The organism is Acinetobacter sp. CIP 101966 (assembly GCF_000369725.1).
GTDB lineage: Bacteria > Pseudomonadota > Gammaproteobacteria > Pseudomonadales > Moraxellaceae > Acinetobacter > Acinetobacter lwoffii_Q.
Genome location: NZ_KB850159.1, coordinates 437328 through 456276, shown reverse-complemented (window position 1 = coordinate 456276; position 18949 = coordinate 437328). Strand labels below are relative to the sequence as shown.

The window sequence follows — 18949 nt, the reverse complement described above, 5'->3', positions numbered from 1 at the left end:
CAGGCTGTTCATGCCAACCAATGTTAAATGCACAGAGTTTTGAGAAAAACTGTAAATGGCTGTGGTTTAGGTTTTTAGGAATCTAAGAAGAACGTTGTTGTTAGGAACTTTATGCTTTCTTTAATTATAGAAAGGCATAATTAACTTACTAGATTAGATTGTGAAGTTAGTCAAAATTGAGAAATTAAATAAATTTTTTGATACAATATTTAGTTTAAGTATTTAAATTTAAATAATATTTATAATGAGGGTTCGTGTGAAAGATCAAATTACACCTGGGATGCATTCGAAATTTAATTTGAGTAGATTTAAAGCTGCTGAAAAATCCATTTTAAATAGAATGAAAGATCATTGGTATCTTACTTCTAGTGGAGATAGATCGAAAATTTCTGCTTCGGTATATGATTATTTCTTGGTAAAGCCTACGAGTTTTTTTACTGAACAATTTAATTTAGATAGAGAAATCGTTTGCGTATTCAGTCCTTATGAAAAATTTGAACCTAGAACATTAGATGCAGTTAATCATATAGCCGACACTTTAGGGAATAAATCACGCTTAGAAAGTATATGTTTGATCCTAATCAGCAAAGATGATGAAATTGAAGAAAAGGTGAAAAAATTTTATGGAAATGATCCTGATAAAAAAATAATTATACCATTCTCATATAGTGAAATTTATAAATCTGAGGGTAACGATTTATACCAAGATAAATTAAGAAGATTATTCTATTCAAAAGATTTATTTGCTTTTAACTCTCCTTTAAAGAAAGATTTACAATTTTTTGGCCGTTCTCAATTGGTTACTGAATTAATCCAAAAACATAATGCTTCTGAACACACCAGTATTTTTGGATTACGAAAAAGTGGAAAAACATCGGTTGTTTATGCAGTTCAACGGAAATTAGATTTAGAAAATAAAAAATATATTTCGCTAGACTGTGAAAGCCCTTCTATTCATGGTTTGAGGTGGAATCATTTATTATTAAAAATTATATCAGCATATAAAAAATTGAAAAATTCAAACCTTAGAATTGATCAAGAAAAATATAATGGATTAGAGTGCGCTACACAGTTCAAAGAAGACTTTTTGAAAATTTATAACTCTACAAAACTCGAAAAAGTCTTAATTGTTTTTGATGAAATTGAGCGTATTACTCCTTATACAGCTTCATCTGAACATTGGAAAAATGGGAATGATTTCATATTATTTTGGCAAACACTAAGATCTGTCTATCAAGAGCATAATTATTTGTATACATATATGCTTGTTGGTACAAATCCAAATAGTGTAGAAAAATCGCATTTTTTTGAACATGATAACCCTATATATGCATCTATTTCGATTCATTACTTACCAAGTTTTACATTCGAGCAAGTAAAGGAAATGGTGAATACTTTAGGTAATTTAATGGGATTATATTTTGATGCAGAAATATGTGTAAAGTTAAAAAATGATTGCGGTGGACACCCATTCTTAATACGACAGATATGTAGTTTTATTCACAAAAAACTAAATGGTAAAAGACCGATTGTCATAGACAAAGTTTCATATAATCAAGCTATTGCAGATTATAAAAGTACCTTGTATGAATATTTTGATATGATGCTTAATGTTTTAGGGACTTGGTATCCTGATGAATATGAGTTGCTGATTTCTTTAGCTTTAGGTGATAAAGATACATTTGATTTTTATGCACAAGAGATTCCATCATATGTAGATCATTTAATTAAGTTTGGTTTGATTGAAAGAAGTCAATTTGGTGAGTATTCTCTTAATCTAGAATCTTTAGATGAATATCTAAAAGAAAAAAATAAGTTTAAAAAGCTTGTGTTATCTGATGAAGATAAACAACAAGAGATATCTTTGCGTCGCAATCGGTTGGAGAAAAAGTTACGAGAAATATCATGTAATGTTTTAAAAATCATACATGGTAAAAAAGGTTTAGAGAAAATTTTCTCTGCTTTGCCTGAAAAAAGAAGAGAAGTACTAAAAAGTCATACTTTAGAATCTATTTTACATCCTACAAAGTCACCTCTTTTCTTTCTTGAGTTAATGAATTTGATATCTAGAGAGTGGGCGAGTTTTTCTAACATATTTGAAAATCTTGATAAAAACAGATTTACGATTATGATGAATGATATTAATGGCTTACGTGTAGATGCTCACGCTAAGGAAGTGGATAAACATGATTTTGAGCAGATAAGATTACATTTTGAAAAATTCGAAAAAACATTAGATTACTAGAAGAAAACCCGCTCTAAAGCGGGTTTTCTTTTAAGAAAAAATCAGATTAACCAATCAATTTCTTCATTAATTCATTCACTTGCGCAGGGTTGGCTTTCCCTTTTGCAGCTTTCATCACTTGACCCACAAGACCGTTGAAAGCTTTCTCTTTACCAGATTTATACTCTTCAACCATCTTCTCGTTCGCAGCAAGCACGTCTTTAATAATTGCTTCAATCGCGCCTGTATCAGTTTCCTGTTTCAAGCCTTTTTCCGCAATAATCTCGTCCGCAGATTTGCCTTCGTCCCACATAAAGCCGAATACTTGCTTCGCGATCTTACCGTTAATCGTGTTGTCCACAATACGCGCGATCATGCCGCCAAGTTTTTCAGCCGATACAGGAGAGTCCGCCAAATCTAAGCCTGCTTTGTTGAGCGCCCCTGAGAATTCGCCCATCACCCAGTTTGCAGCAATCTTACCTTGCGCAGCACCGCCAGCAGCCTTAACCACTTCTTCATAAAACTCTGACATTTCACGTGTAAGCGTAAGCACGTGTGCATCGTACTCAGTCACACCAAAGTCAGCTACAAAACGCGCACGACGTGCCGCAGGAAGCTCAGGCATGGTTGCTTTAATTGCTTCGATTTGCTCATCAGCAATCACTACAGGCAACAAGTCTGGGTCAGGGAAATAGCGGTAATCGTTGGCTTCTTCTTTCGAACGCATTGAACGGGTTTCCATCTTCACAGGGTCGAACAGACGCGTTTCCTGATCGATGGTGCCATCCCAGTCTAGAATTTCCATTTGACGTTCAATTTCAACATTGATCGCCTGTTCAATGAAACGGAATGAGTTCAGGTTTTTCAATTCACAACGTGTACCGAACGGTTGACCCGGACGACGTAAAGACACGTTACAGTCACAGCGGAATGAACCTTCCGCCATGTTGCCGTCAGAAATGCCTAACCAGCGAACAAGGGTGTGGATCGCTTTAATATAGGCAACGGCTTCTTCAACCGAACGCATATCTGGTTCAGATACGATTTCAAGCAACGGTGTACCTGCACGGTTTAAGTCGATACCTGACATACCTTCGAACTGGTCATGAATCGATTTACCTGCATCTTCCTCAAGGTGCGCACGCGTTACGCCAATGCGTTTAACCGTGCCATCTTCAAGCTGGATATCGATATGACCTAAGCCCACAATCGGGTTGTCCATCTGGCTGATCTGATAGCCTTTTGGAGAATCGGGGTAGAAGTAGTTCTTACGTGCAAATACAGAAGCCTGATCGATATACGCATCGATACCTAAACCAAAGCGAATCGCAAGATCAACCACTTCTTTGTTCAAAACCGGCAATACGCCCGGCATAGCTAAATCAACCAGGCTGGCTTGGGTGTTTGGATCATTACCAAAAACAGTCGATGAACCTGAGAAAATTTTGGTATTGGTGGCAAGCTGAGTGTGAATCTCGATACCAATAACGACTTCCCAACCATCAATCAGGTTGGACTTCGGTTTAGCCGATTTTTGAGCTTGAGCCATTATGCGTTCTCCTCAGCAATTGCAGCGCGTTTGGTGTGCCAATCTGTTGCTTGTTGATACTGGTGTACCACAGACAACAATTGAGATTCTGACCAGTAATTACCAATCAGCTGTAAGCCAACTGGCAAGTTGTTCTGGTCAAAACCGACAGGCGCGTTAATCGCAGGAAGCCCTGCCAGGTTTACCGCAAGCGTATAAATATCGCCCAGGTACATTTCAACCGGGGTTAAATCCGCACCAATTTTATAGGCAGTCGTTGGCGCAGAAGGTGCTGCGATGACATCGACCGATTCAAATGCTTTGAGGAAATCCTGCTGAATTAAACGACGTACTTTCTGTGCTTTTACATAGTAAGCATCGTAATAACCTGCAGACAGGGCATACGTACCAATCAGGATACGGCGTTGCACTTCTGCACCAAAACCTTCTGAACGTGAGCGTTTGTACAGGTCCATCAGGTCCACCGGGTTTTCTGCGCGATAGCCATAACGCACGCCGTCATAACGTGACAGATTTGAAGAGGCTTCAGCAGGCGCGATCAGATAATAAGTCGGCACATAGCTTTCAGTCATGTCGAGATCAACCTCAACCAGAATTGCGCCCATGTCCTCCAGTTTTTTTAAGGATTCTTCAACACGTGCTTTTACGTCTGCATCCAGACCTTCCACATTGAAGTATTGCTTTGGAATACCAATACGCAAGCCTTTTACCGATGTAGCGTTCAGATTTGCCACATAGTCATCAACGTCTTTGTCCATTGAGGTTGAATCTTTGGCATCATGGCCGGCCATCACATTCATCAGGTAAGCGCAGTCTTCAGCCGAACGCGCCATCGGACCGCCTTGATCCAGTGATGATGCATAAGCAATCATACCGAAACGCGATACACGGCCATAGGTTGGTTTAAGGCCGGTGAGGCCACAGAATGACGCAGGTTGGCGAATAGAACCACCGGTATCAGTACCAGTTGCAAATGGTGCTAAATCCGCTGCCACAGCTGCTGCAGAGCCACCAGAAGAGCCGCCAGGGACATGACCCAGGTTCCAAGGGTTAGCCGTTGCGCCGTAATATGAGTTCTCAGAGGTTGAACCCATCGCGAATTCGTCCATGTTCACTTTACCTAAAGTGACCAGGCCCGCAGCTTTGCCTTTCGCTACTACGGTTGCATCGTAAGGAGAGATAAAATTGTCCAGCATTTTTGAACCGGCAGTGGTCTTGATGCCTTGGGTACAGAAAATGTCTTTGTGGGCAACTGGCACACCAGTCAGGGCAGAGGCATTGCCAGCTTTGATTGCAGCATCGGCAGCATCAGCTTCAGCTAATGCCTGTTCAGCAGTTACCGTCACATAAGCCTTCACCTGTACATCAATTTTTGCGATGCGCTTTAAGTAGTGTTCAGTCAATTCGCGAGATGAAAACTGGGCATTTGCCAGACCTTCACTAAGTTCACGAATGGATAAGCGATGTAAATCTGTCATGAGAAATAATTCTTTACGTTTAATTTAATAAAAAGAATGAACTGGGTAGTAATTACTCAATCACGCGCGGTACGAGGTACAAGCCATCCTGAACAGCTGGTGCAACTGCTTGGTATTGCTCACGATGATTGGTTTCGGTAACCACATCATCACGTAGCGGCTGAGGGTGGTCGAAAGGGCTTTTCAGGGGTTCAATACCGTCGGTATTGATGCCTTTCAGGGTTTCCATCATGCCTAAAATTTTATTTAAACTTTGAGCATATTCAGCAGATTGCGTATCATTGAGAGATAACCTTGCAAGGTTGGCAATGGCTGAAACTGTTTCTGCACTTAAATCTGCAGAATGCTGTGCATCCGATGTAGACATAATATTACCTAATCAGTATTAAAAAAATTCAAATTATCATGCGTTATGATAAGCGATTGACTTGTCCAAATCATCACATTTAGTTAAAGTGGCCACCTTGCGTCCATATAAAGTTTAACTGAGAACGTCCCCGTGATTCTAAAACGACTAATAGGCTTGTTTTCGCCCGATCTTGCCATTGATTTAGGTACAGCAAATACACTTATTTATGCGCCAGGACGAGGCATTATATTAAATGAACCGACGGTTGTAGCCATCCGTCATAGTGGTTCACATAAAATTGTTGCGGCAGTCGGTCTTGAAGCGAAGCAAATGCTAGGTCGTACCCCAGCCAATATCTCAGCGATCCGTCCTATGAAAGACGGTGTGATTGCGGATTTTGAAGTCACTGAGACCATGCTGAATCAGTTTATTCGCAAAGTACATGAAAACCGTTTATTTACTCCGGCACCGCGTGTCGTTGTCTGTGTACCATGTAAATCAACCCTTGTTGAGCGCCGTGCCATTCGTGAAGCCGTGTTTAATGCGGGCGCACGTGATGTACGTTTAATCGAAGAGCCGATGGCAGCAGCGATTGGTGCAGGTATGCCAGTTGAGCAGGCTTGTGGTTCGATGGTGGTCGATGTGGGCGGTGGTACTACTGAAATTGCGATTATCTCGCTGCAGGGTTGTGTTTATGCCGATTCTTTACGTATTGGCGGTGATGTCTTTGATGAGCAGATCATTAACTATGTGCGTAAAGCGCATGGCTGTGTGATCGGCGAAACCACGGCTGAAGTAATCAAAAAAGAAGTGGGTATGGCGTTGCCAGATGAAGGTGCTAAACCGCTTGAAATTGAAGTTCGTGGCCGTAACCTCGCAGAAGGTGTGCCTCGCGCAATCGTGGTTAATTCTGACGAAGTCACCCAAGCGATTTCTGATCCATTACAAAACATCGTGTCTGCGGTGAAATCTGCTTTAGAACATACCCCTCCTGAGCTTTCTTCGGACATCGCTGAACGTGGTATCGTGTTAACTGGTGGTGGTGCATTACTGCGTAACCTGGACAAGCTGCTTGCCAAAGAAACTGGCCTGCCGGTGGTGGTGGCAGAAGATCCACTATCATGCGTGACACGTGGTGGCGGCAAGGTACTCGAATTTTTCGACAACCCAAATCATGACATGTTATTCGTAGGCTAAGAAAAGGATCCGGCGGGTGCAAGCACATCTGTTTTCTCGACAACCGCCATCTTTTCGCTCTTTTATCATTGCATTGGTAACATGCTTGGTGGTGCTTTTCTTTGATTGGCGCATGCCGCATGTTGTTCAACCTGCAAGGGATGTCCTGTACGCTGCTTATAATCCTATTTATGCGGTGGCCAGCTATCCGGTATTGTCGCGAGAGTGGTTGAATCAACAAACCAAGTCTGAAGCTCAATTGCGTCGGGAAAATACCGCGATGCAGGCCGAGCTGTTACAGGCACAGGTACGCTTACAAAAAATCTCTGAACTTTCTGCTGAAAATACCCGTTTGCGCGGTCTATTGGACACGCCGCTGATCATTGATGGGCGTATTGAAATTGCCGAAGTGATTGGCACCGATGCCGATCCTTTAAGACATATCATTGTGATCAACCGGGGTTCAAATAACGAGCTGAAAGTCGGGCAAACCGTACTGGATGACAAGGGGATTATGGGACAGATTATTAATGTCTATCCGCATAGTAGCCGGGTCATGCTGTTGTCTGATAAAGAACATTCATTGTCAGTACGTCTGGAACATACAGGTATGCGTGCCATTGTCTCGGGTACGGGTGATCTGGGACGTTTAAAAATGGAATATGTACCGACCAGCGCCAATATCAAGGTCGGTGAAAAAGTCTATAGTTCGGGCTTGGGCCAACATTTTCCGGCAGGTTATCTGGTAGGGCAGGTGTCCAAAGTACAACGGCATAATTCCGGTGAATTTGCCCAGATTGATGTGACGCCTGCAGCCCAACTCGCCGGTGGACATCATGTGGTGGTGTTATTTTCCGATTCATTAGCGATGGAGCAACCGCATGTCAATCGCTAAGATGAAATCCAGAAAGCATCGTGATCCCTTATTTGCCATCGTCATTTCGGTGATCGTGGCTTCGATTTTGATGGTCTATCCACTTTCTTATACCCTCTCGGGCTGGCGCCCGCTGTTTATGCTGATGGTGATGCTATTCTGGGTGTTGTGTCAGCCGACCTGGTGCGGGATATGGTTTGCCTTTGGTACCGGTATTTTTATTGATTTGCTGCTGGACGCACCTTTAGGTCTGAATGCCCTCAGCTTTATTATTATTGCCTTTTTAGCCCGATTCCTGACTCGTGAACGCCGTATCCTGACCTTTAATAATCTCTGGGTGATTACGGGGCTGGCAATTGTTGCGCATTTGTTGATGATCTTTTTTGCCCAGATTGTGGCAGGCGTGCAATTTTCTTTTGCCCGGCACTGGATTCCAATGCTGACCAGTATTCTGGTTTGGCCTGTTCTCTATTATATGTTGAAAAAATGGCGCATATAGTTCTCGCTTCCAGCTCACCTCGGCGTTGTGAGTTATTACAGCAGCTCGGACTGAGCTTTGATATCTACAGTCCGGATATCGATGAATCTGTGCGTGAAGGTGAATCCGTCGCGGCTTATGTTGAACGTCTGGCACGAGCCAAGGCTGATGCAGTGGCCGAGCGTTATCCAGATGCGATCATCATTGCTGCGGATACCAGTCTGGGGGTCGATAGTGAGATTTTGGGTAAACCAGAATCCAAGCAACATGCCATTGAAATGTGGACAAAAATCTCCGGTCGGTGGCATGATGTCTATAGCGGTGTCTGTGTTCGTACAAAAGATGAAAAATACAGTATAGTGGTACGTACGCAGGTCGAATTTCAAATCCTGAGTGCCGCAGACATGGAAAGTTACTGGGCCACAGGTGAGCCGCTGGGGAAAGCCGGGGCTTATGCGATTCAAGGAATTGCAGCACGTTATATTCCAAAAATACAAGGCAGCTATTCCAATGTGGTCGGCTTGCCGCTCTATGAAACCGTACAGTTATTACAGACAGTTAAGGCACTAAATTAACTGCTGATAAAAAGAATTTTTATAATGTTTTGAGTGTAATTATGTCTGACGAGTTATTGATTAACGTCACGCCGATGGAATGTCGGGTCGCGTTGATTGAAAACGGCACGGTCAATGAACTGTTTGTTGAGCGTACGGCCAAGCGTGGCTTGGTCGGTAATGTCTATAAAGGCAAAGTGGTACGGGTCTTGCCGGGTATGCAGGCTGCGTTTGTGGATATTGGCCTGTCCAGAACGGCATTTTTGCATATCAATGATATGGTCTGGCCCCGCAATCAACCGACGCCGAATGTCTTTGAGCTACTTCAACCGGGACAAGTCCTCACGGTTCAGGTGATGAAGGATATGCTCGGTACCAAAGGCGCACGCCTGTCTACCGATCTCTCTATTCCTTCGCGTTATTTGGTGCTGATGCCATATGGCAATCATATCGGTGTATCGCAACGGATTGAATCCGAGGAAGAGCGCAATCGCTTGCGTTCGATCATTGAGCGGATTCAGGCAGAACATAAGCTGCCAGGTTCAGTGATTGTACGTACTGCGGCAGAAGGGATTGAAGAAGAAGCCATTGCACAGGATATGGCTTATCTGGCCAAGCTTTGGGAATATATCCAGCGCAAGCAAAAGATTATTGCAGTACCGTCTTTGATCTTTGAAGAATTGCCTTTGCCGCAACGGGTGATTCGTGATCTGGCCAATGAAGAAACTGCTAAAATTTACGTGGATTCACGTGAAATTCATGCCAAGCTGCAGGAATTTGTCGAAGAATTTGTCCCGAATATGAAAGACCGTTTGCTGCATTATCCGGGCGAGCGGCCAATTTTTGACTTGTATAATGTCGAAGAAGACCTGCAAAAGGCATTGCAAACTCGAGTCGCATTGAAGTCTGGCGGTTATCTGATGATTGACCAGACGGAAGCCATGGCCACAATTGATGTCAATACCGGTTCTTATGTTGGTGGACGTTCGCTGGAAGATACGGTTTTTAAAACCAATATGGAAGCGACGGATGTTATCGCGCGTCAGTTACGGCTGCGTAATCTCGGCGGCATTATTATCATCGACTTCATTGATATGCAGGAAGCGCAGCATCGTGAAGAAGTGATGAAACAGTTTGAGCGCATGTTAGAACGTGACCACGCCAAGACCAAGATTACTCAGGTATCAGAACTGGGCTTGGTGGAAATGACCCGGAAACGCACCCGTGAGTCGCTGGAACATCTGCTGTGCGAGTCTTGTCCGACCTGTCAAGGACGCGGTTATGTCAAAACAGCCGAGTCAGTATGTTACGAAATATTCAGGGAGATTCTGCGTTATGCTCGTGCTTATGAGTCACAGAGTGGCTTTACTGTCGTTGCGCATCCGGCTGTTATTGATCGTTTATTAACAGCAGAAGCGCCTGCAGTCGCTGATCTAGAACATTTCATTAATCGCGTGATTAAGTTCCAGGTGGAAAATCTGTATACGCAAGAGCAATACGATATCATTCTCAGCTGAAATTGTAACAGAATATCGTTAAACACTTGTTACATCTGAAATTTTACAATCGGGCCTTTATTTACAATACTAGATGCATGAATTAGCCAAAGCCGTTTCTCCCAGTTTCAGGCTTAGCAAAAGGAGTGTGTGATGAGTATGAGTAAAGCAGTAATCCATAAAGGCCTAAAACACGTATTAGAACCAAAGACTGTACATGCGGGATATATCGTCGATGAGCGCGGTAATGAAGTTCAGATTACCGCAACCATGATCCGTAACGTCTGTCATCAATTATTACAACAGTGCCGTACCATTAAAAGCTGATTGTATTTGTGTATTGTTTCTAACTTATCAAAAAATGATTTGGATAGATGTTTAAATCGAGAAGTCTTCCAAAAGTTCTAAAATAATTTAAAAAGATTTCAAAAAATAAAGCAAAGGGACCGGATCGGTCCCTTTATTCTGTGTTCAAGGACTGGCAAAAATGATCAGCACCTTTGGCAGTCCATCTATCTTATTTACTTATCCGCGGCTAGCTTACCGCCCGTAACTTTGGGACAGGTTCGCCATCTACAATAAGTTCAAAACGTTGAATTTCTTCTTCCAGATGTGTTAGCAAGTTCTGCATTTTCGGCAGGGCATTACGACATGCGGTCAAGCCGACTTCCAGTTTGTCTAGATAGTTGGTCATGGTGATATTTAGAGCCTGACCATCCAGTACGATAGAAGCCGGATAAAGTGCTTCAAGACGTGCACCATTCCAGTAAAGGGGCTCTTGTGGTCCAGGTACATTGGAAATAATCACGTTAAACGCCTGACGTGTCGGCATTAAACCGGAGGCAATGTTCAGACCCGCTGCACCATAGACAAAAGCACTATAGTTCAAGATTTGATTGGCATTCATACGTTTGAAGCGTTCTTTGGCACTCAGTACACTGCGGCGTACGATCTTGAGACGTTCCAGCGGATCTTCTTTATGTGTGCCCAAATTGGCCAGAATCATGGTAATACGGTTGGATACATCCGAGTCATCACTGCGAACCGAAGCTGGAACCATGGCAATTAACGGTTTTTTCGGTAAGGCATTTTGCGATAATAAATATTCACGTAATGCACCTGAACAAATGGCCAGTACGATATCATTAATGGTCACGCCCAATGCCTTAGAAATATGACGTAAACGTGAAAATTCGAAAGACTGGGCTGCAAAGCGACGTGAAGCACTGACGCGTTGATTCAGAATACTGCTTGGCGCCTGAAAGCTGGATACATAATCCGGATTGCGTCCCATATCTTTCATGACGGTTTGCGACAGTTCATAAGCAACTCGTGGCGCACATTCCAGTTGCCCCTTAATGGTCTGCAGGACATTTTTAAACCTGTTCACTTTAGGTGCTTTAAGGCGTTTGGCACGTGGGCCTTCCACACACCATGGCGGTACAATACTCTTGGCATTTGGATCATGTGAAAGCGACTTTTCTACCAGACGCATGCCAGCGATTCCATCCACCATAGCATGGTGAATTTTGAAATACATGGCAAAACGGTTTCCTTCAATGCCTTCAATAATATGACAGGTCCATAAAGGTTTGGCACGATCAATCAGGGCACTATGTTCTTGAGAAATATAGGTTAGCAATTCACGGATACGGCCCGGTTTTGGCAGGGCAATATGACGAAAATGATGATCTAAATCAAATTCTTGGTCTTCATCCCAAAACAGGCCGTTTAAATAATTGTTAAAAGGTGGGATTGGAGAGCATTTCGAATTTTGGATATCCGTGACTAGATCCTGAATAAAGGAAGCTGGCGCATTGTCGGGAATTTGGAATAAAAATAGTCCACCTACATGCATAGGCTGCTGCCGTTTCTCTAAAGTTAAGAAAATAAAATCAATTGGATGTAATGGACGCATAGCGTGGATTGCCTCACTGCACTCTCTATGGCTTTTTTGCTAAAAAGCCTTGTTAGAATTATTACTTTAGTTTTTAAAGTATATCTTTTTTAGCATATAAATGAACTGCTTTATCTTGCCTCAACTGTGAAAAAGTGGCTATTGACAAGAACAAAATATCTTCCTAAGTTTATGAAATGTGAAAATTTTAGTTTTAAAATAGATTTCTAAAAATAGTATTTTCTAGGCGAAGTGGAGTGTAACTTAATAATTATGTGTTATTAGAGAAATAGCATTGTGTTTAATTTCACATTTTATGCAAATAAATCAATGAGCTAAAATTTTATCAATTCTTTAATTAAAATAATATTATCCCGATAAAAGGTAATTTCTATCTTGTCACTAAATGTAAAATTATCAATTAAAAAAGACTATCTTTATTAAAAAAATAGCCTTTCAATCAATAGGAGCGATAAAACTTAACTTTATTTTTTTAGATTGCCAGCATGTAAGCCACATTCTTTATGAGTGGCTTCTTCCCACCACCAGCGGCCTTCGCGTTCATGCTGATTTGGCAGCACAGGGCGAGTACAAGGTTCACAGCCAATTGAAACAAAACCTTTTTCATGCAAGGCATTATAAGGGACTTCCATCATACGGATATAACTCCAGACATCCGCGCTGGACCAGTTGGCTAGAGGATTGTACTTGATCAACTGCTTTCCCGGACCGGAAAAACCTGGATCGGCCTGAACCACAGGAATTTCATTGCGTGTACCCGGACTTTGGTCTTTGCGCTGACCGGTAATCCAGCCGTCCAGCGTGGCCAGTTTTTTACGTAGCGGTTGAACCTTGCGTATACCGCAACATTCCTGATGGCCATCTTCAAAGAAACTGAATAGACCCTTGGTGGTGACTAAATTCTGTACCGCATCTGTTTCAGGGAAACAGATTTCAATCTCGATATTATAATGCTTACGCACCCGTTCAATAAATTGATAGGTTTCTGCATGTAGGCGGCCAGTATCCAGACTGAATACCCGGAACGGTTTACCGAGATGCGACGCCATATCAATCAATACAACATCTTCAGCACCAGAAAATGAAATCGCAATTTCACCCTGCTGGCTCAGTGCAAGTGCCAAAATTTCATTGGGCGATTTATCTGCATATTCAGATGCAAACGCATCAATACGATCAATAGTAGGAATGATGGTCATGAGAGTCCTGGCGATATAGGCTTGGAAAGGACATAGCCTATATTAATTAATTTCACATCTATTTTAATAGAATTGATTTAGTTGACTTATCACTAAAAAATAAATACTTATGAAAAAAATAGATTTAAAAAAGTACAGTACAAAATCTGTTGCTTCAGCTATGATAGTGCAAAATTTTTTCAATACAACTCAGAGGGAATGTTCATGGAAGTCGTATGTCTAGATTTAGAAGGCGTGTTGGTTCCAGAAATCTGGATTAACTTTGCCAAAAAAACCGGTATTAAAGAGCTTGAAGCGACGACTCGTGACATTCCTGACTATGATGTACTGATGACCCAACGTCTGAATATTTTAAAACAGCACGGTTTAGGCTTGAACGATATTCAGGAAGTGATTGCAGAAATGGGGCCGTTCCCAGGAGCAAAAGAATTTGTGAAATGGGTGAGTACGCATTTTCAATTAATTATTCTTTCAGATACTTTCTATGAATTTGCACATCCATTGATGAAGCAACTGGATTGGCCGACGATTTTCTGTCATAAACTGGAAACAGATGAAGCAGGCATGATCTCGGCTTATAAACTTCGTCAGCCGGACCAAAAACGTCAAGCCGTAAAAGCATTACATGGCTTGAACTTCCGTGTGATTGCAGCAGGAGATTCTTATAATGATACCACGATGCTAGGTGAAGCAGATCATGGTTTCCTATTTGATGCGCCTGAAAATGTGATTGCTGAATTCCCGCAATTCCCACCAATTTATGGTTATGACGCATTGAAAGAAGCAATCCGTAATGCATCGGTACGTAATATTCCAGCTTAATTTTTAAGTTTGAAATTAAAAAAAGGCACCAAAGGGTGCCTTTTTTTATTAGAGTAAAACTCTTTATTGCTTAGAAACGGTAGCCGATTTTTAGGCCATAACCCATGGCATGGTTGTCTTCAAAATCACCTACAATAGTACCGCCAGTTTGTGCTTGGGCATCGCCTAACCAGAAATATTTTACGCCAGCCTGAATAAAGTAATTCTCAGCAGGGCTATATTGAGCACCTAAGCCTACATTCCAGTAACCTTCAGTTGGACCTAAAGTCGTTACAGGGTTGCCTGCACCTGAGTCATAACCTACAGAAGCTGAACCTGACCATTTATTATTGAATTTGCGACCTACACCGACTGTTGCTGACCATTGATCATTAGAGTAATCGATCAGATTTTGTGCTTTTCCTTTTGCCAAGGCTGAAGCTTGAGCGAGTAAAGATGGTGTTACAGCAAATTGATCCCAATGAACCCAACGAAGATTTGCAAAAGCAATAGTATTTTGAGCGACACCTGATTGCAGATCAATATTTACCGACTGAGGTGTAACCGCCTCTACAGTACTTTCTCTTTCACCTAAAGTCGCCAATAATGGTTTTGCTGGACTTAAAGGATGACCTGCATCAGGAAGTTGTTGTCCTAAAAGAGCTAAATCAGACTGTTCAGAAGATTTTGCTTTATGCTTAATTTCTGAACGATAGGTAACAGAAGCTTTTAATGCAATTTCAGGAATTTGATAAGCAAATCCAGCAAGCCATCCAAAGGCTTCTTCTTGTTTAAGCTGAATGTTATAGCCACTTAATAAAGAATAAGCACCCCCCCGTAATTTAATATCAGCCTCAACAGTTTGCCACACTGGACCAGCATAGAAATTCCAGTTTTCTGTAGGTTGATAACCAATGAGGGCAGTTAAATTATGTGTGTCAACATCAACTGATGTACCTTCTACACCATTACCAAAAGAACCAGCAGTTTCAGCGTATGTTGCATCTGCTCCAAAAGGTTGATCATAGATCAAGCCTAAAGAAATTTTGTCTGTTGCTTGAACTTTAATTGCAGCAGAGGGGAAATAGTAATCTTCCCCCATGTCGTTAATTTTTTCACCTTCAAAAGCAGATACTTTAGATGTCCCTTTCACAGTTGGATCAAGAACAGAAATTCCTGCTTCTGCATAGTTACCAGGTTGTAAAAAAGCCTGAATAGACTGGCCTGAACGGTCTAAACCGGCAGCGAACACGAGAGAAGTAGGCAGGCTAGAAAGAAGAATAGCGATAGAGATTGGCTTAAGCTTCATGGCTCATCCTTGACAATGTTGCATAAATATTAATAAAAGTTGTGGAAAAGTAACACAAATTTAAAAAGAGTAAATGCTCCACTTCGTCCAAGAAATTAACTATGGCGGTTATAAAAAATGATTGCTTAGAGTATTTATACTATATTTTTTTGATTAACTTAATGAAAATAAACAAATAATAATTTTTATCAAAATATATTAAAAACAAAATTTAGGCAAAATTTGATTGGTGATAAAAGCATCGAATAGTATACGGGTGTATAAAAATATAAATGAGACAATAAAAACCACCCGAAGGTGGTTTTTATTAACTAACAGGAATTAGAAGCGATAGCCCATTTTTAAGCCATAACCTAAAGCATGGTTATCTTCAAATTGTGCCACAGAGTTTCCTGTACCAAACATTGATGCAGGTTGAGCTTTAGCATCACCTAACCAGAAGTACTTCACACCACCAGCGATAAAGTAGTTTGCAGCAGGTGAGAATTGTAGACCTAGGCCAACGTTCCAGTAACCTTCAGTTGGACCTAAAGTTGAAACAGGGTTGCCTGCACCTGAATCCCAACCTACAGAGACATTACCTGCCCATTTTTCATTAAATTTACGGCCTACACCTACAGTAGCTGACCATTGATCATCTGTATAACCCACTAAGTCAAAACCATTTGGATTATCTGGGGTTAAGCCTGCGGCACCTAAAGCTTCTGAAACTGTACCAAACTGTTCAGGACGAATTGAAAAATCTTCCCAGTTTACCCAGCGCACATTAGCAAAAGCGACTGTGTCAGCCATGATACCAGTTTGGAAATCAAGGTTTACAGATTGTGGAGTTGTAATTTTGGTAGTAGTGTTTTCGTTATATACCGCACCTGGTCCAGGAACTAAACCAGTTAAAATTAAGCTTGTACCATATTCATTCGTTGCTGCTTCGTGATCAATTTCAGAGCGATACGTTAAAGATGCTTTTAATGCGATTTCAGGAATTTGGTAAGCTAAACCTGCAATCCAGCCTACTGCAGAATCTTTCTTCATATCTGCATTATATTGGCCTAATGCAATAGTAGAACCGTATGCGGTACCACGTAGTTGAACATTCCCTTTAACGGTCTGGTATACCGCACCACCATATAGATTCCAGTTTTCAGTTGGTTGGAAACCTAATAGGAACGTTAAATTTTCGGTTGTAACTTCTACTTCAGTTGCTTCTTGGCCATCATGCAATAAGCCCTGTCCAGCAAATAATGCAGCTGGAAGCCCCAAGCCTGCTAATGCTGGGTTTGCTCCAGCATCACCAACTGAATAGGCTGCATCAGCACCAAAAGGTTGATCGTATAAAAGACCCACTGATAATTTATCAGCTACTTGAAACTTTAATGCTGCACTTGGGAAGTAATAATCTTCGCCCATGTCTGATAGAGAGGTATTCTCAAGACCAGCTAAAGCTGCAGGAATAGCAGCGTTAGGTGTATAACCTGCATTAGCTTTACCAGATACAGATGGATCTAAAACAGAAATACCTGCTTCAAAATAGTTACCAGGTTGTAGGAAGGCTGCAATAGATTGGCCTGAACGATCTAGAGCTGCTGCAAAAGCACCCGTCATTGGTACAGTTGCAAGAATCATTGCAGTAGTTAATGTTTTTAATTTCATTTACGTCTTTCCTTGAGGTACAAATTTATATCTAGCGTTGTTGTTTGCACTTATTAAATTCTTGGAGATTTCGGGTATTTATCCGCAATCATTTGTTACTCCATGTGACAAAAATAGCACAATTAAAATAAGAGTAAATGCTCTAGAAAAAACTCATTAGTCTAAAAAAGCATCAAAATAGAGTTTTTACACCAAAAAATAGCCTCATTTTGAAATAAGTATTTGAAAGTAAAAGAAATAAAATAATGAAGAAAAAATGACTTTTTGTATAAAAAATATTCTAAAAATATGAAGATTAACGCTAATTTTTTGAGGTATAGATCACATTTTGAAAGGATGGTGCGCCCTGCGGGACTCGAACCCACGTCGGTCGCTTAGGAGGCAACTGCTCTATCCAGTTAAGCTAAGGGCGCGAAAAGAAGGCTATTGTACTGTAAAAAATACAAAAAAAAGTTATTGCCGAAGCAATAACTTTTAAGGACTCATAGCTACAGGAGTTGTCTAGGTATTTTTAGGCTTAAGTAACTTAAACAGACCAAGCATAACTACAATCCAAAGCGGGATCATCAAAATAGATTCCTGGAATCCTTGCGTCCACATGATGTAAAGAATCGTAAGAATAAAACCAAGAACCAGAATATTGCCCGCCGGAGACCATAGCGCAGGGAAAGAAGTCTTCTGTCCCAGCTTTTTCATGCTCTGAATAAACTTAAGATGGGTCAGGGTAATCATGGCCCAGTTCAATACCAATGCACCGACTACGATGTAAATCAGATGGCTTAAGGCATCTTCAGGCACAAAGTAGTTAAGTAGCACACAGCCGAAAATCAGCACGGCAGAGAACAATACAGCAGGAATTGGCGTACCTTGTTTATTCACTTTCATGAAGACTTTAGGTGCATTTCCTTGCTGAGCCAGACCATAGAGCATACGGCTGTTGGCGTACATACCACTGTTATACACAGACAATGCTGCTGTCAGGATAATAAAGTTCAGTAAGTGTGCTGCCCAGTCAATGCCAAGCTGGCTGAAAATCATCACGAACGGACTTTTGTCCAGACCACCTAGCTCAAGCTGATTCCAAGGCACCAGTGATAACAGAATCGTCAATGCACCCACATAGAAAATCAGGATACGGAACACCACCTGATTAATCGCTTTCGGAATGGTCTTCTCTGGATTTTCAGCTTCTGCTGCTGCCATACCGATCAGTTCAATCCCACCGAAGGCAAACATCAGGAAGGCCAGCATGAAGAACAGACCTTCAAAGCCATTCGGGAAGAAACCACCTGCAGTCCATAAATTACTGAAAGACGCAGTCGAGGAAGCATCTGCAGTCAAGATTAGATATAAACCGAAGACAATCATCGAGATGACCGCAGTCACTTTAATGATGGAAAGCCAGAATTCTGATTCACCGTAGAATTTCACATTGCCGAGGTTGACCAGTGTAATCACGATAAAGAAAAACAATACCGATGCCCAGGCTGGAATATGAGGCCACCAGTAGTTAATATATTTCGCAACCGCAGTAAGTTCGGTCATGGCCACCAGGATATACAAAATCCAGTAGTTCCAACCCGCAAGGAAACCAGGGAATTTGCCCCAGTATTTATAAGCAAAATGGCTGAATGAACCTGCGACAGGTTCATGAACAATCATCTCACCCAATTGACGCATGATTAAAAATGCAATCAGGCCCCCAATGGCATAGCCTAAAATAATAGAAGGACCCGCAGATTGGATCACCTGTGCGGAACCTAAGAATAAGCCTGTGCCAATTGCACCGCCCATGGCGATCAACTGAATATGACGGTTCTTTAAGCCACGCTGAAGTTGTGAAGACTCGTTATTCAAAGTGTTCAGCCCGACAATGGAAAATGAGAAGTGGCTG

General features: G+C 41.6%; 16 protein-coding genes and 1 tRNA gene. 8 read left to right on the top strand and 9 right to left on the bottom strand.

Annotated features, from left to right (window positions below; genetic code table 11):
• Nucleotides 1–256 precede the first annotated feature (256 nt).
• Entirely contained in the window at nucleotides 257–2245 is a 1989-nt protein-coding gene (locus F891_RS05070; protein ID WP_005262440.1) for an ATP-binding protein, read from the top strand.
• A gap of 46 nt (nucleotides 2246–2291) precedes the next feature.
• Here F891_RS05070 and gatB read toward each other — a convergent pair whose 3' ends face one another.
• From gatB to gatC, 3 genes are read right to left on the bottom strand one after another with little or no spacing between them, the layout of a single operon-like run.
• Nucleotides 2292–3773 carry an Asp-tRNA(Asn)/Glu-tRNA(Gln) amidotransferase subunit GatB gene (gatB, locus tag F891_RS05065; RefSeq protein WP_005262438.1) on the bottom strand — a complete coding sequence of 494 codons (1482 nt, stop codon included), beginning with the start codon at nucleotides 3771–3773 and terminating at the stop codon, nucleotides 2292–2294.
• Nucleotides 3773–5251: an Asp-tRNA(Asn)/Glu-tRNA(Gln) amidotransferase subunit GatA gene (gatA, locus tag F891_RS05060; RefSeq protein WP_005262437.1), complete on the bottom strand. Its 1479-nt coding sequence runs from the start codon at nucleotides 5249–5251 to the stop codon at nucleotides 3773–3775. The genes gatB and gatA overlap by 1 nt, the downstream gene beginning before the upstream one ends.
• 52 nt (nucleotides 5252–5303) lie before the next feature.
• Nucleotides 5304–5618: an Asp-tRNA(Asn)/Glu-tRNA(Gln) amidotransferase subunit GatC gene (gatC, locus tag F891_RS05055; protein ID WP_005262428.1), complete on the bottom strand. Its 315-nt coding sequence runs from the start codon at nucleotides 5616–5618 to the stop codon at nucleotides 5304–5306.
• A gap of 132 nt (nucleotides 5619–5750) precedes the next feature.
• Between gatC and F891_RS05050 the strand changes: the two genes are divergently transcribed.
• From F891_RS05050 to F891_RS18040, 6 genes are all read left to right on the top strand, one after another.
• Nucleotides 5751–6797 (top strand): rod shape-determining protein, encoded by a 1047-nt coding sequence (locus tag F891_RS05050; protein ID WP_004279360.1) that lies wholly within the window; start codon nucleotides 5751–5753, stop codon nucleotides 6795–6797.
• Nucleotides 6798–6813: 16 nt separating this feature from the next.
• Nucleotides 6814–7671, top strand: coding sequence for a rod shape-determining protein MreC (gene mreC, locus F891_RS05045; RefSeq protein ID WP_004279362.1), 858 nt, complete (start codon nucleotides 6814–6816; stop codon nucleotides 7669–7671).
• Nucleotides 7658–8149 (top strand): rod shape-determining protein MreD, encoded by a 492-nt coding sequence (gene mreD / locus F891_RS05040; RefSeq protein ID WP_005096176.1) that lies wholly within the window; start codon nucleotides 7658–7660, stop codon nucleotides 8147–8149. Before mreC ends, mreD begins: the two co-directional genes overlap by 14 nt.
• Nucleotides 8137–8703, top strand: a complete 567-nt coding sequence (locus tag F891_RS05035) for a Maf-like protein (protein WP_005262426.1) — start codon at nucleotides 8137–8139, stop codon at nucleotides 8701–8703. Before mreD ends, F891_RS05035 begins: the two co-directional genes overlap by 13 nt.
• Before the next feature lie 41 nt (nucleotides 8704–8744).
• Complete coding sequence (gene rng, locus F891_RS05030; protein WP_004646221.1) at nucleotides 8745–10199, top strand: ribonuclease G; 1455 nt, start codon at nucleotides 8745–8747, stop codon at nucleotides 10197–10199.
• Between the two features lie 132 nt (nucleotides 10200–10331).
• A complete protein-coding gene (locus tag F891_RS18040) occupies nucleotides 10332–10505 on the top strand; it encodes a PA1571 family protein (protein WP_005262425.1) in 174 nt (57 codons plus the stop codon).
• 208 nt (nucleotides 10506–10713) lie between these two features.
• On the opposite strand, the gene F891_RS05025 is transcribed toward F891_RS18040, so the two are convergent.
• Both F891_RS05025 and F891_RS05020 read right to left on the bottom strand, forming a co-directional pair.
• On the bottom strand, nucleotides 10714–12096 hold the full coding sequence (locus F891_RS05025; protein ID WP_005262424.1) for a WS/DGAT/MGAT family O-acyltransferase: 1383 nt from the start codon (nucleotides 12094–12096) through the stop codon (nucleotides 10714–10716).
• Between the two features lie 464 nt (nucleotides 12097–12560).
• On the bottom strand, nucleotides 12561–13295 hold the full coding sequence (locus tag F891_RS05020) for a phosphoadenylyl-sulfate reductase (protein ID WP_005262423.1): 735 nt from the start codon (nucleotides 13293–13295) through the stop codon (nucleotides 12561–12563).
• A 204-nt stretch (nucleotides 13296–13499) separates the two neighbouring features.
• Between F891_RS05020 and thrH the strand changes: the two genes are divergently transcribed.
• The gene (gene thrH, locus F891_RS05015) at nucleotides 13500–14117 is read left to right on the top strand and encodes a bifunctional phosphoserine phosphatase/homoserine phosphotransferase ThrH (protein WP_005262422.1); all 618 of its coding nucleotides are present in this window, start codon (nucleotides 13500–13502) and stop codon (nucleotides 14115–14117) included.
• Nucleotides 14118–14187: 70 nt separating this feature from the next.
• Here thrH and F891_RS05010 read toward each other — a convergent pair whose 3' ends face one another.
• The 4 genes from F891_RS05010 to F891_RS04995 all read right to left on the bottom strand — a co-directional run bounded on the left by F891_RS05010 (nucleotide 14188) and on the right by F891_RS04995 (nucleotide 18912).
• Nucleotides 14188–15405, bottom strand: a complete 1218-nt coding sequence (locus F891_RS05010) for an OmpP1/FadL family transporter (protein WP_004783082.1) — start codon at nucleotides 15403–15405, stop codon at nucleotides 14188–14190.
• Nucleotides 15406–15726: 321 nt separating this feature from the next.
• On the bottom strand, nucleotides 15727–17055 hold the full coding sequence (locus F891_RS05005; RefSeq protein WP_004783080.1) for an OmpP1/FadL family transporter: 1329 nt from the start codon (nucleotides 17053–17055) through the stop codon (nucleotides 15727–15729).
• A gap of 337 nt (nucleotides 17056–17392) precedes the next feature.
• Nucleotides 17393–17468: transfer RNA gene (locus tag F891_RS05000), tRNA-Arg, on the bottom strand.
• 88 nt (nucleotides 17469–17556) lie between these two features.
• Nucleotides 17557–18912: an amino acid permease gene (locus tag F891_RS04995; protein WP_005262421.1), complete on the bottom strand. Its 1356-nt coding sequence runs from the start codon at nucleotides 18910–18912 to the stop codon at nucleotides 17557–17559.
• Nucleotides 18913–18949: the final 37 nt, after the last annotated feature.